The organism is Streptomyces sp. NEAU-W12, assembly GCF_026242095.1.
Taxonomy (GTDB): domain Bacteria; phylum Actinomycetota; class Actinomycetes; order Streptomycetales; family Streptomycetaceae; genus Streptomyces.
Window position 1 is genome coordinate 57,977 of sequence record NZ_JAPJDM010000002.1, and the last position, 14,810, is coordinate 72,786.

Genomic DNA, 14,810 nt, shown 5'->3' on the forward strand with positions numbered 1-14,810 from the left:
GAAGATCCTGACACCGGGGTAATCCGTGAAAAAGCTCTCCGCACGACGACGCCACCCGTTGGCGGCGCTCGTCGTTCTGCTCCTCGCGCTGGCATGTACCGGGGGGCTGTACGCCGTGTTCGCACCCGCGAGCAAGGCGCAGGCCGACGAAACCGCCCAATCCCTCACCATCGAGGAGGGCAAGAAGCTCTACGCGGTCGGCTGTGCCAGCTGCCACGGCACCGGTGGGCAGGGCACCAGCGACGGCCCCAGCCTGGTGGGCGTGGGCGCGGCGGCCGTCGACTTCCAGGTGGCCACCGGCCGTATGCCGGCCGCCACCTCGCAGGCCGCGCAGATTCCGAAGAAGAAGGCCGTCTACACCCAGGCCGAGATCGACCAGCTGGCGGCGTACATCGCCTCCCTGGGCGCAGGCCCGGCCGTCCCCACCGAGGAGCAGTACAGCCCCGAGGGCGCCGACATCGCCAAGGGCGGTGAGCTGTTCCGCAACAACTGCGCGCAGTGCCACAACTTCACCGGCAAGGGCGGTGCGCTCACGCACGGGAAGTACGCCCCGAACCTCGAGGACGTGGACCCCAAGCACATCTACCAGGCCATGCTGACCGGCCCGCAGAACATGCCTTCGTTCCCCGACGGTTCGCTGTCGGAGCAGAACAAGAAGGACATCATCGCCTACGTCAAGACGGTCAACAGCAGCGACAGCGTGAGCCCCGGCGGTATGTCCCTGGGCGGGCTCGGCCCGGTCGCCGAGGGCCTCTTCGGCTGGGTCTTCGGCCTCGGTACCTGTATCGCCGTCGCCGTGTGGGTCGCAGCCCGGACCGCAAAGGCCAAGAAGTCATGAGTAGCCAAGAGACTCCCGAAGAGAAGATGCCTGCTGTGCAGGACGCCCCGCACGGCGCGGTGCGCGTCGCGGACGAGGAGAACCCGTTCGCCGACCCGGGGCTGCCGCCCCACGAGCCGCGCGTCCAGGACATCGACGAGCGGGCCGCCAAGCGGTCCGAGCGCACGGTCGCCCTCCTGTTCACGCTGTCGATGCTGGCCACCGTCGGCTTCATCGCCTCGTTCGTGGCGATCCCGCACGACGAGTCGATCTACGTTTTCCCGATCGGGCACATCAACGCGTTGAACTTCGCGCTGGGCCTGACCCTGGGCGTGGCACTGTTCACCATCGGTGCCGGCGCGGTCCACTGGGGCCGCACGCTGATGTCGGACCACGAGCTCACCGACGAGCGGCACCCGGTCTCCGCGTCGCCGGAGGTCCGTGAGCAGGTCATGGACGACTTCCGCCAGGGCGCGAAGGAATCGGTGATCGGTCGGCGCAAGCTGATCCGCAACACGATGTTCGGCGCGCTGGCCCTGTTCCCGCTCTCCGGTGTGGTCCTGCTGCGCGACCTCGGGCCGCTGCCCGAGAACAAGCTCCGCCACACCCTGTGGGCCAAGGGCAAGCTGCTCATCAACATGAACACGGACGAGCCCATGCGGCCGTCCGACATCCTCGTGGGCTCGCTGACCTTCGCCAAGCCCGAGGGCCTGGACGAGCACGAGCACGGGTTCCTGAACGAGATCGCCAAGGCCGCCCTGATGCTCGTCCGTATCGAGCCGGAGGACATCAAGGACAAGCGCGAGCTCGAGTGGTCGTACGAGGGCATCGTCGCGTACTCGAAGATCTGCACCCACGTCGGCTGCCCGATCTCCCTGTACGAGCAGCAGACGCACCACGCGCTGTGCCCCTGCCACCAGTCCACCTTCGACCTCTCCGACGGGGCCCGGGTCATCTTCGGTCCCGCCGGTCACGCCCTGCCGCAGCTGCGCATCGGTGTGAACGACGAGGGCTATCTCGAGGCGCTCGGCGACTTCGAGGAGCCCGTCGGTCCTGCATTCTGGGAGCGCGGATGAGTACTACGACCAGCACCACGAATCCGTCGGGCGCCGACCGGCCGGGCCGCTCCCGTGGAAAGGCCCCGGCCGGCGAACGCGTCGCCGACTGGGCCGACGGCCGGCTGGGGATCTACTCCCTGGCCAAGGCCAACATGCGCAAGATCTTCCCCGACCACTGGTCGTTCATGCTGGGTGAGATCTGCCTCTACAGCTTCCTCATCATCATCCTCACGGGTGTGTACCTGACCCTGTTCTTCCACCCGTCGATGAACGAGGTGGAGTACCACGGCAGCTACATCCCGATGCAGGGCCAGCTGATGAGCGAGGCGTACAAGTCGACGCTCGACATCAGCTTCGACGTCCGCGGCGGTCTGCTGATCCGGCAGATCCACCACTGGGCCGCGATCGTCTTCATCGCCGGCATGTTCGTGCACATGATGCGCGTCTTCTTCACCGGCGCGTTCCGCAAGCCGCGTGAGATCAACTGGCTGTTCGGCTTCCTGCTGTTCGTCCTCGGCATGTTCACCGGTTTCACCGGTTACTCGCTCCCGGACGACCTGCTCTCCGGCACCGGTGTCCGCTTCACGCAGGGCGCGATCCTGTCCGTGCCGATCGTCGGTACGTACATCTCGATGTTCCTGTTCGGCGGGGAGTTCCCGGGGGACGACTTCGTCGCCCGGTTCTACTCGATCCACATCCTGCTGTTGCCGGGCATCATGCTCGGCCTCGTGGTGGCGCACCTGATCCTGGTCTTCTACCACAAGCACACGCAGTTCGCGGGTCCCGGCAAGACCAACAACAACGTCGTGGGCATGCCGCTGCTGCCGGTGTACATGGCGAAGGCCGGAGGCTTCTTCTTCCTGGTCTTCGGCGTGCTGGCCATCGTCTCGGCGATCGCGACGATCAACCCGATCTGGAACATCGGCCCCTACCGGCCGGACATGGTCTCCACCGGAGCCCAGCCCGACTGGTACATGGGCTTCGCCGAGGGCCTGGTCCGTGCCATGCCCGGCTGGGAGATCAACTTCTGGGGCCACACGCTCGTCCTGGGTGTCTTCATCCCGCTCGTGGTCTTCGGACTGTTCCTCGGGGTGATCGCGCTCTACCCGTTCATCGAATCCTGGGTGACCGGGGACAAGCGCGAGCACCACATCCTGGACCGGCCGCGCAACGCCCCGACCCGGACGGCGTTCGGTGTCGCCTGGATCACGGGCTACATGATCACGCTGATCGGCGGCGGCAACGACATCTTCGCCACGCACTTCAACCTCTCGATCAACGCGGTCACCTGGTTCGTCCGGATCGGATTCTTCGTGGGACCGGTCGTCGCGTTCATCGTCACCAAGCGGATCTGTCTCGGCCTCCAGCGCCGGGACCGGGACAAGGTGCTGCACGGCCGCGAGTCGGGCATCATCAAGCGCCTGCCGCACGGTGAGTTCATCGAGGTCCACGAGCCGCTCAGCCAGGAGCAGCTGCACACCCTCACGGCGCACGAGCAGTACCAGCCGGCCGAGATCGGCCCGCTCGTCGACGAGAACGGTGTCGAGCGCAAGGTGAAGCCGGTGGAGAAGCTGCGCGCCAAGCTCAGCAAGGGCTACTACGGCGAGGAGTCCCAGATTCCGAAGCCGACCGTCGAGGAGTACAGGGAGATCACGAGCGGCCACGGCCACCACTGATCCCCCACCGCTTCAACCGCCTGCCCAGGCGGCCAAGTCGCCACACGACTGCGAAGGGCCCCCGTCCGAGGACCGGACGGGGGCCCTTCGTCGTGCCCCGGGGTCGATAGGGTGGGGGCGGAACCCCAGCCATCCGTCCGTCGAAGACCCATCTGTCTGCCGAGGACGTCGAGGACCCAGGAGCGGCCGATGAGCGCTGTGACCCCCGCAGGAGGCAACACCGCGGCGGGCCGCTCCTGGCCCACCCTGCTGAACGGTCTGCTCGACGGCCACGACCTGTCCGCCGACGACACCGCCTGGGCGATGGACCTGATCATGCGGGGTGAGGCCACCGACGCGCAGATCGCCGGGTTCGCCGTCTCCCTGCGGGCCAAGGGCGAGACGGTCGAGGAGATCACCGGCTGCGTCCGGGCGATGTACGACCACGCCATCGGCATCGAGGTGCCCGGCGAGACCGTCGACATCGTCGGCACCGGCGGCGACGGCGCCAGGACGGTGAACATCTCCACGATGTCCTCCGTCGTCGTCGCCGGCACCGGGGCGAAGGTCGTCAAGCACGGCAACCGGGCCGCCTCCTCCGCGTCCGGCGCCTCCGACGTCCTCGAGAAGCTCGGCGTCAACCTGGAGCTGACCCCGCAGCGGGTCGCCGAGGTCGCCGAGGAGGCCGGGATCACCTTCTGCTTCGCGGTGAAGTTCCACCCGGCGCTGCGCCACGTGGCCGCCGCGCGAGGACAGCTGGGCATCCGGACGGTGTTCAACTTCCTCGGCCCGCTGGCCAACCCGGCCCGGGTCAGGGCCCAGGCCGTCGGGGTCGCCGACCGGAGGATGGCTCCGATCATGGCCGGCGTGTTCGCCGGGCGCGGCCACTCCTCGCTGGTGTTCCGCGGCGACGACGGTCTCGACGAGCTGACCACCACCGGCCCCTCGACCGTGTGGGTGGTCCGGGGCGGCGAGGTGACCGAGGAGCGCTTCGACCCGCGCGACGTCGGCATCGAGCCCGTGCCCCTGGAGGCCCTGCGCGGCGCCGACGCCTCGTACAACGCGGAGGTCGCCCGGCGGGTCCTGGACGGCGAGCGCGGCCCGGTGCGGGACGCGGTGCTGCTGAACTCGGCGGCGGCGCTGGTGGCGCTCGAACCGGGCACGGGGACGCTGGCGGAGCAGATCCGGGCCGGGATGGCCAAGGCCGCCGCATCGATCGACTCGGGCACCGCCCGGCGGGCTCTGGAGCGCTGGGTGCTGGCCAGCAACGCGTGAGCCGCGTACGAGCGGTACGGCAGGTGTGAGGGCGCGGTCCGGTCCGTCCAGGATCCGGACCGCGCCTTGCGCGTGCCGCAGGCCCGTGTGGCAAGATGTGGGACCAGGTCATGAGCGACAGCCATCAGGCCCCGGCCGGCTGTCCGGCAACCCTCCGTCCGTGGCGGGGTGCCCCGGGTGAGGACCAGGCCGTGAGCAGCAGGGCTCGCGGCAAGCGCGGACCCCTCGCACTCGATCGAGTGAGACACCAGGGGTCCTGGTCGTTCGAGGGAGCCTTCCGTTGAGCAAGCGAATGCGTTAGGGCGCTTCTGACGGGCCTTTCCAGGCCGCAGAGCCCCGCCTCCGCAGATTCCTCTTCGTCTTCTTCTCCCACGCTCGAGCCGTGTGTGCCCGCGTGGTGATCTTGCCTGCTGTCACGGGAGTCCAGCCATGTCTGTTTCCACGCTTTCCCCCCTCTCCACCGCTCCCGCCGCTCCCGGCATCGCCGGCGCCGCCGCCGCACCGCCCGGCTGTGCCCCGCTGCCCGTGCTCGGCCGGGACGTCGCCGTTCCGCTCGTCACCGGCGGGGAGGTCACCTACGCCGCGCTCGACTACGCCGCCAGCGCCCCGGCGCTCCAGCGCGTGTGGGACGACGTGGCCGCGTACGCGCCGTACTACGGCAGCGTCCACCGCGGCGCCGGCCACCTCTCCCAGCTCTCCACCGAGCTGTTCGAGAACGCCCGCAGGACCGTCGCCGGATTCCTCGACTGCCGGGAGGAGGACCAGGTGGTCTTCACCCGGTCCACCACCGACTCGCTCAACCTGCTCGCCGCCGCGCTCCCCGACGACTGCCAGGTCTTCGTCTTCGAGACCGAGCACCACGCCGCCCTGCTGCCCTGGCGCGGCGCCCGCGTCACCTTCCTCGACGCCCCGGGCAGCCCGGAGCAGGCCGTAAGGACCCTGGAGCACGCCCTCGCCGCCCGTGACCCCCACGGCCCCGCCCTGGTCTGCGTCACCGGTGCCTCCAACGTCACCGGCGAGCTCTGGCCCGTACGGGAGCTGGCCGCCGCCGCCCACGCGCACGGCGCCCGGATCGTCCTGGACGCCGCCCAGCTCGCCCCGCACCGCGCGGTGAGCCTGCGCGAGCTGGACGTCGACTGGGTCGCCTTCTCCGGGCACAAGCTGTACGCCCCGTTCGGCACCGGCGTCCTGGCCGGCCGCGCCGACTGGCTGCGCCGGGCCGAGCCCTACCTCGCGGGCGGCGGCGCCAGCCGCAGGGTGGCCCGGCGCGCGGACGGGGGAGTGGACGTCCAGTGGCACGACGGCGCCGCCCGCCACGAGGCCGGCTCGCCCAACGTCATCGGCGCCCACGCCGTCGCCTCGGCCTGCAAGGCGCTCGGCGAGGCCGGGTTCGGCGCGCTGGCCGCCCACGAGGAGCGGCTGATCCGCACGGTACGGGACGGACTCGCGGACGTGCCCGAGGTGCGCTTCCTGTCGCTGTTCGGGGACGGCGCGCCGCGCGTCGGCGTGCTCTCCCTCGTCGTCGACGGCTGGAACAGCTCCCACTTCGCCGCGGCCCTCTCCGCCGAGTACGGCATCGGCGTACGGGACGGACTGTTCTGCGCCCACCCGCTGCTGCGCGTCCTGCTCGGCGGCGATCCGCAGGACCGGGGCGAGTGCGGTGCCCCCGGGACGGCGCCCGGCGAGACGTCCCTCCACGCGATCCGCGTCAGCTTCGGCGCGGGCACACCGGACGAACACGTGGAGCGCTTCGTCCGCGCCGTCCGCGAGCTCGTGCGCGGCGGCGCCCGCTGGAGCCCCCGCACGGCCCACGGCCGCTGCGTGCCGGACACTCCTGCGTGAGCCCCGGCCACCCGCCCCGGTACGCGCGCCCCCCGCGGCCCCCTCTGCCGTACCGGGCGGCCCGGGTGCCTCGGGCCGGCCCGCTCAGCTGTCCAGACCGATCGCGAACGCGGCCTCCAGATCGTGCTGCGAGTACGTACGGAACGCCACGTGCGTGTCCGTGCCCTCCACGCCCGGGATCTTGTTGATCCGGCCCGGGATGACCTCCGCCAGGTCCTCGTGCTCCCTGACCCGGACCATGGCGATCAGGTCGTAGGTGCCGGTGACGGAGAAGACCTCGCTGACGCTGTCCAGCGCGGCGATCCGCTCCGCGATCTCGGGGATCCGGTCCACGCTGGTCTTGATGAGGACGATCGCGGTGATCACTGCTGGTTCTCTCCCTCGGGGGCCGGAGCTGGGGTTGTCCTCACTGTAGTCGCCGCCGTGGACCGCACCCACGCCCAGCAGAAGCCCAGCACGAAGCCCACCAGGTGGGCCAGGTACGCCACCCCCGGCCCCTCGGAGGCCCGTCCCGCCGCCAGCCACTGCAGTGCCGCCCAGAACGGCAGCACCACCCAGGCCGGGAAGCGCACCGGCAGGAAGAACAGGAACGGCAGCAGACTGGTCACCCGCGCCCGGGGGAACAGGAAGAGGAACGCGCCGAGGACCCCCGAGATCGCCCCCGAGGCGCCGACCAGGGACTGCGTCGCGTCCGCGTTGGCGGCGGCGTACCCGAGCAGGGCGAGGTAGCCGCAGCCGACGTAGAACAGGAAGAACCGCAGGTGGCCCATCCGCGCCTCGGTCATCGTCCCGAAGACATGGAGGAAGAGCATGTTGCCGAGCAGATGTACCCAGCTGCCGTGGACGAACAGGGCCGTGGCGGGAGTGAGAACGCTCCAGAGGGATCCCTCGAACACGTCTGCGGGGATCACGCCCCAGTGGCGGAAGTAGCCGCGCTGCGCGGCGAGCAGCTCGTCCCCGGTCCCGTACCCCGGATCGAGCCCCGAGGCCGGACCGATCAGGAAGACCAGGCAGCATGCGGCGATGAGGGTGTGGGTCACCGGCGCCGAGGGGCGTTTCAGTGCCCCGGAAACGGTCGCGCCCCAGTTGCGGATCATGAATACAGAGCATGGCGCAACCGGACGCAACCGCACAGACCGCCTCGCCGCCGTGGACGGGCGGGCGGCGAAGACCTGCCAGGCCGTAGGGTTACGTGCCACACGCGCCGGGTGCCCGGCGCGTCACGGACACTGGAAGGAAGGCGAACAGCCACGATGACGGTTCCCCTGCCGACTGCCTCGACGCGGTGGCGCTGCACCCTCTGCGGCAACCTCACCCGTTTCGACGTGACCCGCTCGTCCAAGGTCGTGGAGTACGTCCACCTCGATCTCGCCGGGGAGCCGAAGGTCGAGGAGCGCGAGGTCCTCGGTGAGACGATCGAGTCGGTGCGCTGCCGCTGGTGCAACGCCGTGGACCAGGTGGAACTCGTCGACAGGCCGGGCGCCGGCTCCTGAGGGGAGCGGGCCCCGCCCGGGGGACCCCGTACGCGGGGTCGGACACAGGCATTGGGGTGTGACGGATGGTGGAGACCGCGGGCGGGGGGCCGGAGGACGGCACCGCCGAGGTGTTCGACCGTCCGCTGCCCGAGGGCGTGCGCCGCCGGGTGGTCCGGATCGTCTCCGACGGCTTCGGCCAACTGACCGTCTCCGAGCTGCCCGCCCAGCTCAGGCAGTACGCCCGGTTCACCCCGAGCCGCCGCGCCAAGTTCGCCGGCAACGCGATGGCGGCCGCCCTGGAGACCGACCCGCTGTTCCGCCGGCGCATCGGGGAGCGGCTGAGAGAGGCCCAGCCGGAACTGGCCGGCGTCCTCGAATCGGGCTCCCCGCCCCCGGCCGCGGACCCGCTGGACGTGGCGGCCGCGGCCTACGTCGTGCGGCCGCCCGGCTGGGTGAAACTGGTGACCGCCGCCGGCGAGGAGGCCCAGCGCGCCGACGCCGAGCGCGCCGACGACGAGACCCGCGCCGAGCTGGAGCGGCTGCGCGGCGAACTCGTCCGCGCCCGCGAGCACACCAGGGCCGAGACCGAGCGGCTGCGCACCGACCTGGAGGCGGCCAGGAAGGAAGCGGACTCCCTGCACCGCAAGCTGCGGTCCGCGCTCAGCGACGTCAAGCGCGGTGCGGCGGCACTGCGCAAACTGCAGGGCGAGATGGACGCCGTCCGCGCCGACGGGCAGGTCCAGGTGTCCGCCGCCGAGAGCGAGTCCCGGCGGCTCAAGGCACGCCTCGGCGAGTCCGAGGCCGCCCTCGAGGCCGCCCGCCGGGCCGCCCGTGAGGGCCGCAGCGTCGAGGACATGCGGGTACGGCTGCTCCTGGACACCGTGCTGGACGCCGCCCAGGGGCTCCGTCGCGAGCTCGCGCTGCCTCCGGTGTCCGTCCGGCCCGCCGAGACCGTGGACGCCGTCGAGCCCGGCAGCATGACCCCCAAGGACATCGCCGCCCGCGCGCTGTCCGACGACGACCCGGCCGTCCTGGACCAGCTGCTGGCGCTGCCGCAGGCGCATCTCGTCGTCGACGGCTACAACGTCACCAAGACCGGCTATCCCCAGATGCCCCTGGAGAAGCAGCGCCTGCGACTCCTGGGCCAGCTCGCCCAGCTCGCCGCGCAGACCGGCGCCGAGGTCACCTGCGTCTTCGACGGGGCCGAACTGGCCGCCCCCGTCCTGCTCGCGCCGCCGCGCGGAGTGCGCGTGCTGTTCTCCAAGCCGGGGGTCACCGCCGACGAGCTGATCCGCCAGCTGGTCCGCGCCGAGCCGCCGGGGCGGCCCGTCATCGTCGTCTCCACCGACCGCGAGGTCGCCGACGGAGTGGCCAGGGCGGGCGCCCGCCCGGTCGCGTCCGCGGTCCTGCTGAGGCGCTTCTCCCGGGCGTAGGCCGCGAAGCGCGGTACGTCCCATCGGAAACGTATACCCCAACCGCAACGTACCTGTCGATTGCCCGGATTGGCGCGATAACGGCGCAACGCAGTGTCAGTGCGACGTCACCGCAGGTGAGTTGATGGCAAAGAAACCCGATGTGGCCGAGAATTCACGGCCGGGGATTTGAAGTGATCACAAGAGAATCACTAGGGTCAGGCCTCGAACCTCCGCTCGGTTGATCGTTCACATGGGGTGGCGACGGCGGAGGCCCCGCCCACCGGCGTGTCGGTAGGCGGCTGGAGGAAGAAGGAGCTCGCCTCCGTGGCGTCCCACCGTCGTCCCAAGCAGCCGAACCGGGCACGTGTCACTGTGCTCACCACCGCTGCCGCAGCTGCCGTCGTCCTGAGTTCGCAGGCCGCCAACGCGGCCCCCAGCGAGAAGCCGAGCAAGGACGAGGTGAAGGCCAAGGTCGACAAGCTCTACGAGCAGGCTGAGCAGGCCACCGAGAAGTACAACGGCGCCAAGGAGAAGCAGGAGAAGCTCCAGAAGGAGATCTCCACGATCCAGGACAACGTCGCCAAGGGCCAGCAGGAGCTCAACGAGCTGCGTGACGGCCTCGGTTCGATGGCCAGCGCCCAGTACCGCAGCGGCGGCATGGACCCCTCGCTCCAGCTCTTCCTCTCCGCCGACCCGGACGACTACCTCGACAAGGCGTCCGCCCTCGACCAGTTGAGCACCCAGCAGGTCGACGCGCTGAAGGAGATCCAGGAGAAGCAGCGCGAGCTCGCCCAGCAGCGCTCCGAAGCCTCCGGGAAGCTCGAGGACCTCGCCTCCACCCGCACCGAACTGGGCAAGAAGAAGACCGAGGTCCAGAGCAAGCTCGGCGCCGCGCAGAAGCTGCTCAACACCCTCACCGCCGAGGAGAAGGCGCAGCTCGCCGAGGAGGAGGAGCGCGCCACCCGCGCCAGCGAGCGCGAGGTCCTCAAGGCCACCAGCACCGACACCGGCAGCTCCGCCTCGGTCGGCAGCGGATCCGGCCGCGCCGGCGCCGCCTTCGCCGCCGCCCAGAGCAAGCTCGGCTCCCCGTACGTCTACGGCGCCACCGGCCCGTCCTCCTACGACTGCTCGGGTCTCACCTCCTGGGCCTACGCCCAGGCCGGCGTCGCCATCCCGCGCACCTCCGAGGCACAGACCGGCGCGGGCACCAAGATCTACTCGGAGAGCCAGCTCCAGGTCGGCGACCTGGTCTTCTTCTTCAACGACCTGCACCACGTGGGTCTCTACGCGGGCAACGGCCAGATCATCCACGCTCCGCGCAGCGGCACCGTCGTCCGCTACGAGTCGATGAACACCATCGGCGGCCCGTTCATGTTCGGCGTCCGCGTCTGACGTGGTGCCGCGTGCCCCCGTTCGGGGGAATCGCGGCACCGCCGACCGGCCCCACGCCCCGCCTGTGACCTGCGTCAGAGGCGGGGCGTCACCGTGTGTGGCCGCCGAGGGCGTTGGTCGCCCGCCCGTCCCACGGCTACTGTCTCCCGCGTTTCTTGTCCGCCAGCGGAAGGAGCGCGGTTCCCCGTGGGGTCCCATCGCCGCCTTGAACCGTCCCCCGGCCCCGGCCGGGGCACCACCGTCACCGTCGGTCTCCTGTCCGCGGCGGCAGCCGCCCTCGGAGCCGTACCGGCCACGGCCGCCCCGCACGAAGACCCGAGGGCCGCGGTGGACCGCCTCCACGAGGAGGCCGAGCGGGCGACCGAGGCGTACAACAAGGCCGACGAGCGCGCGGACACCCTGCGGGGTCAGGTCAACGCGGCCCGGGACGAGATCGCCCGGCAGCAGGAGCGCGTCAACACCATGCGGGAGTCGCTCGGCTCGCTGGCCGGCGCCCAGTACCGCTCCGGCGGGCTCGACCCGTCCCTCGCGCTGCTGTTCTCCGACGACCCCGAGGACTACCTCGAGCGGGCCTCGGTGCTCGACCGCCTCACCGCCCGCCAGGCCGGTGAGCTGAGGGAACTCCGGGAGGCGGTGCGCTCGCTGGACCAGGACCGCGCGGAGGCCTCCCGCAAGCTCGGCGAGCTGGACCGCAGCCGCAAGGCGGTCGCCGCCCACAAGAAGACCGTCGAACGCAAACTCGCCCAGGCCCGGCGGCTGCTCGACACCCTCCCCGACGACGGGCGCGCCGCGCACGGGCGGAGCACCCGCTCCGGCCGCGGCGGCCCGCCCGTCCCGGACGGCGCCGCCGCCTCCGGCCGTGCGGCAGCCGCCGTCGCCGCCGCCCGCTCCGCCCTCGGCAAGCCCTACGTCTGGGGCGCCAACGGGCCCTCCGGCTTCGACTGCTCCGGCCTGATGCAGTGGTCGTACGCGCAGGCGGGGATCGCCCTCCCGCGCACCTCGCAGGCCCAGCGGCACGCGGGCACACAGGTCCCGCTCGCCCAGGCCCGGCCAGGCGACCTGGTCGTCTACCGGCCCGACGGCAGCCACGTCGGCATGTACACGGGCAACGGCCAAGTGATCCACGCCCCCTACCCCGGCGCCCCCGTGCGCTACGACCCGGTCGGCATGATGCCCGTCTCGTCGGTCACGCGGGTCTGAAGCGGGACGGGCGGGGGCCGGGGCGGGCTGCCCCGGGCGGCCCGGCGGCCGTACCCTCACAAGGGTGGCTGGTCGAAGGCGGGTGCCCGGGGTGCCGGTGGCGGCGCAGTGTCTGCTGCTCGTCTCCCTGCTCGTCGCCCTGGTCGCGTGCGGCCAGGGGCCGGCCGCCGACGGCGTCCGCACCGAGGTGCAGGCACTGCTCGACCGGCGGGCCGACGCCGTACTCGGCCGTGACGCCGCCGCCTACGCCCGCACCGGCACCCGGGCCGGGTACGACAGCCTGAGCGAGGTGCCCCTGGCCGACTGGAGCTACCGGGTCACCGACGTGTACCGCACCGGCGCCACCGCCACCGCCACCGCCGACCTCGGGTACCGCGTCGAAGGCTACGACCGGGCCCCCGTCACCACCGCCCGCGCCCTGCGGCTGAGCCGGGACGAGGACGGCCGGTGGTCCGTCGACTCCGACCTGCCCGCCGGGAAGTCCGGCCGCCAGCTGTGGGACCAGGGCGCGGTGCGCGCCGTGCACGGCGAACGGAGCCTGGTACTCGGTGTCGGCCGGCCCGACGCCGAGCTGCGCGACTACGCCGCACTGGCCGACCACGCGGTGCCCGCCGTGTCGGACGCGTGGGGAACCGACTGGCCGCGGCGCGTCGTCGTCCTGGTCCCGCGGTCCCTGGAGGACATGGCGGGACTGCTGGGCTCGCCCGCCTCCTCCTACCGGGGGATCGCGGCCGTGACCACCGGCGAGACCGGCGGCGACGCGCAGGCGCCCGCGGACCGCGTCATCGTCAACCCGGACGCCTTCGGGATGCTCGGTGACCCGGGCCGGCAGGTCGTCCTCACTCACGAGACCACCCATGTCGCCACCCGCGCCCACACCACCGCCGCGACCCCGCTGTGGTTGTCGGAGGGCCTCGCCGACTGGGTCGGCCACCGGGACGGCGACCGCCTCCCGGCCGAGGCGGCGCCGGAACTCGCCCGCGCGGTGAGCCGCGGCGAGGTGCCCGCCGGACTGCCGGCCGACGACGACTTCGGCTTCACCGACGACGCCGACGGCCTCGCCCGCGCCTACGAGAGCGGCTGGATGGCCTGCCGCCTCGTCGCCGAGCGCTGGGGCGAGGAACGCCTCGGCGCGTTCTACCGGGCGGTGGGCGCGAGCGGGCAGCGGGACGGCGCGGTCCAGGACGCGATGCGGCGCGTCCTCGGCACCACGCCGGAGGAGTTCACCGTGCAGTGGCAGGAGTACCTGCGCGAGCAGTTCGACTGAGGCGCGGGGAGCGGGATCAGGGGGAGACCGGGGCCTTCGCGGTGCGGGCCGCCGCCGTGGTGGGGGCCGGTGCGGCCGGGAGGCCGTGGGTGACCGTCGAGCGCCACAGGGTGCGGGCGGCGAGGAACGCGGCCGCCACCAGCAGGCCGTTGCGCACGGACAGCAGGGTGACGCCGAGCGCGTCACTGGCCACGACGTGCGCGAACCACAACGGGAACTCGAGCATCGTCACGAACGACGCGACCAGCACCAGGGCCACCGGCGGCCGCATCCGGCTCCCGCGACGGCACAGGCAGACCGCGGCGAGCCCGACCAGCCACACCATGTACTGCGGGCTGATCACCCGGCTGGTGGTGGTGAACATCAGCACCGCCACGAACGCGGCGTCGACGAAGGTGTGCGCCTCGAAACGCCGGGCCAGCAGCCGCCACAGCAGCAGCCAGGCCAGTGCCGCCCCGCTCAGGAACATCGCGCCCGCGCTGACCCACTCCACGTACGGGCCGAGGAACTCCACCGAGCCGTAGTTCAGCAGCACCTCACCGTCCCAGCCGTGGTGCCGGGCGACGTGGAAGACCAGCGCGCCCAGCGACTCCACCTCCGTGCCCCGGTCGCGCTGGAACCCCAGGAACGCGAACGCGCCCGGCATCAGCACCGCGAAGACGGCCGCCGCGCCGGCCCCGGTCACCACGGCCGCCACCCACGCGGAACGCCGGCGCACACCGAGCAGCAGCAGCGCCGGCCACACCTTCAGCAGCGCGCCGAACGCCGCCAGCGCCCCCAGCAGCCGGGGACGCCGCGTCCCGGCCAGCAGCGCGGCCACCGCCACCGCGGTCACCATCACGTCGTAGCGGGCGTAGACCGTCGGCCCGAGCAGCGGCACACCCGCCACCCACACCCAGGCACCGAGCCGGGTTCGGCCCGGCCTTCCGCCCGCGTACAGCAGCAGGGTCAGGGTGGCCAGGTCGGCGAGGCACACCAGGACGAAGAACGCGGTCGCGTACTGCAGGAACGGCAGCAGACCGGGAGAGAGGACCGCCAGGGCCGCCGCGGGCGGGTACTGCCAGGTGACGTCGTCCAGCGGGAACGTTCCGGCGCGCAGGACGCCGTACCACTCCCGGTAGATCACGGACACGTCGCTGGTGACGTCCGGGCCGGGGAAGACGAGCACCTTCAGGACGAACAGCAGCAGCAGGGCTCTCGTCAGTCCCCACACCAGCAGAGGCCGGAACAGGGCCTGCCGGCGTACCGGAGGCCGGGCCGGGGACCCGCGCCATCCTGTCGTGTCCACGTGATCCCTGCCCGTCCCTGCGCGTCCGTGTGCGGTCCTGAGGGGCCATGATGTCCCGCGCCCCTGTGAGAGTGCCACAGCGGCCCGCCGCGCCCGCGGACCGGGCGCACCGGTTCGGTAAGGTCT

Annotated in this window: 13 protein-coding genes and 1 riboswitch; of the genes, 10 read left to right on the top strand and 3 right to left on the bottom strand. The window is 71.9% G+C overall.

The genetic code is table 11. From position 1 onward, the window contains the following. The first annotated feature begins 25 nt into the window (after positions 1-25). The 5 genes from ORI94_RS02495 (at position 26) to ORI94_RS02515 (ending at position 6,647) form a co-directional block, all read left to right on the top strand. Positions 26-838: a c-type cytochrome gene (locus ORI94_RS02495; RefSeq protein ID WP_266072025.1), complete on the top strand. Its 813-nt coding sequence runs from the start codon at positions 26-28 to the stop codon at positions 836-838. Continuing rightward, a complete protein-coding gene (locus tag ORI94_RS02500; RefSeq protein WP_266072026.1) occupies positions 835-1,893 on the top strand; it encodes a ubiquinol-cytochrome c reductase iron-sulfur subunit in 1,059 nt (352 codons plus the stop codon). Before ORI94_RS02495 ends, ORI94_RS02500 begins: the two co-directional genes overlap by 4 nt. After that, on the top strand, positions 1,890-3,551 hold the full coding sequence (locus ORI94_RS02505) for a cytochrome b (protein ID WP_266072027.1): 1,662 nt from the start codon (positions 1,890-1,892) through the stop codon (positions 3,549-3,551). The genes ORI94_RS02500 and ORI94_RS02505 overlap by 4 nt, the downstream gene beginning before the upstream one ends. Before the next feature lie 189 nt (positions 3,552-3,740). Next, positions 3,741-4,805 carry an anthranilate phosphoribosyltransferase gene (gene trpD, locus ORI94_RS02510; protein WP_266072028.1) on the top strand — a complete coding sequence of 355 codons (1,065 nt, stop codon included), beginning with the start codon at positions 3,741-3,743 and terminating at the stop codon, positions 4,803-4,805. A gap of 106 nt (positions 4,806-4,911) precedes the next feature. Continuing rightward, positions 4,912-5,028, top strand: a riboswitch (SAM riboswitch). A 206-nt stretch (positions 5,029-5,234) separates the two neighbouring features. Continuing rightward, positions 5,235-6,647: an aminotransferase class V-fold PLP-dependent enzyme gene (locus tag ORI94_RS02515; RefSeq protein WP_266072029.1), complete on the top strand. Its 1,413-nt coding sequence runs from the start codon at positions 5,235-5,237 to the stop codon at positions 6,645-6,647. Between the two features lie 84 nt (positions 6,648-6,731). On the opposite strand, the gene ORI94_RS02520 is transcribed toward ORI94_RS02515, so the two are convergent. Both ORI94_RS02520 and ORI94_RS02525 read right to left on the bottom strand, forming a co-directional pair. Further along, on the bottom strand, positions 6,732-7,013 hold the full coding sequence (locus ORI94_RS02520; RefSeq protein WP_257849471.1) for an Lrp/AsnC family transcriptional regulator: 282 nt from the start codon (positions 7,011-7,013) through the stop codon (positions 6,732-6,734). Next, complete coding sequence (locus ORI94_RS02525) at positions 7,010-7,744, bottom strand: rhomboid family intramembrane serine protease (RefSeq protein WP_266072030.1); 735 nt, start codon at positions 7,742-7,744, stop codon at positions 7,010-7,012. The genes ORI94_RS02520 and ORI94_RS02525 overlap by 4 nt, the downstream gene beginning before the upstream one ends. Positions 7,745-7,900: 156 nt before the next feature. On the opposite strand from ORI94_RS02525, the gene ORI94_RS02530 reads away from it, so the two are divergent. The 5 genes from ORI94_RS02530 (at position 7,901) to ORI94_RS02550 (ending at position 13,396) form a co-directional block, all read left to right on the top strand. After that, entirely contained in the window at positions 7,901-8,140 is a 240-nt protein-coding gene (locus ORI94_RS02530; protein WP_042165845.1) for a hypothetical protein, read from the top strand. A 65-nt stretch (positions 8,141-8,205) separates the two neighbouring features. Continuing rightward, on the top strand, positions 8,206-9,555 hold the full coding sequence (locus ORI94_RS02535; protein WP_266072031.1) for an NYN domain-containing protein: 1,350 nt from the start codon (positions 8,206-8,208) through the stop codon (positions 9,553-9,555). Positions 9,556-9,861: 306 nt separating this feature from the next. Further along, on the top strand, positions 9,862-10,929 hold the full coding sequence (locus tag ORI94_RS02540; protein ID WP_266072032.1) for a C40 family peptidase: 1,068 nt from the start codon (positions 9,862-9,864) through the stop codon (positions 10,927-10,929). 186 nt (positions 10,930-11,115) lie between these two features. Then, positions 11,116-12,129 carry an NlpC/P60 family protein gene (locus ORI94_RS02545; RefSeq protein ID WP_266072033.1) on the top strand — a complete coding sequence of 338 codons (1,014 nt, stop codon included), beginning with the start codon at positions 11,116-11,118 and terminating at the stop codon, positions 12,127-12,129. Between the two features lie 64 nt (positions 12,130-12,193). Further along, positions 12,194-13,396: a hypothetical protein gene (locus ORI94_RS02550; RefSeq protein ID WP_266072034.1), complete on the top strand. Its 1,203-nt coding sequence runs from the start codon at positions 12,194-12,196 to the stop codon at positions 13,394-13,396. 16 nt (positions 13,397-13,412) lie between these two features. Here ORI94_RS02550 and ORI94_RS02555 read toward each other — a convergent pair whose 3' ends face one another. Then, positions 13,413-14,627, bottom strand: coding sequence for a glycosyltransferase family 87 protein (locus ORI94_RS02555; protein ID WP_266072526.1), 1,215 nt, complete (start codon positions 14,625-14,627; stop codon positions 13,413-13,415). Positions 14,628-14,810 lie beyond the last annotated feature (183 nt).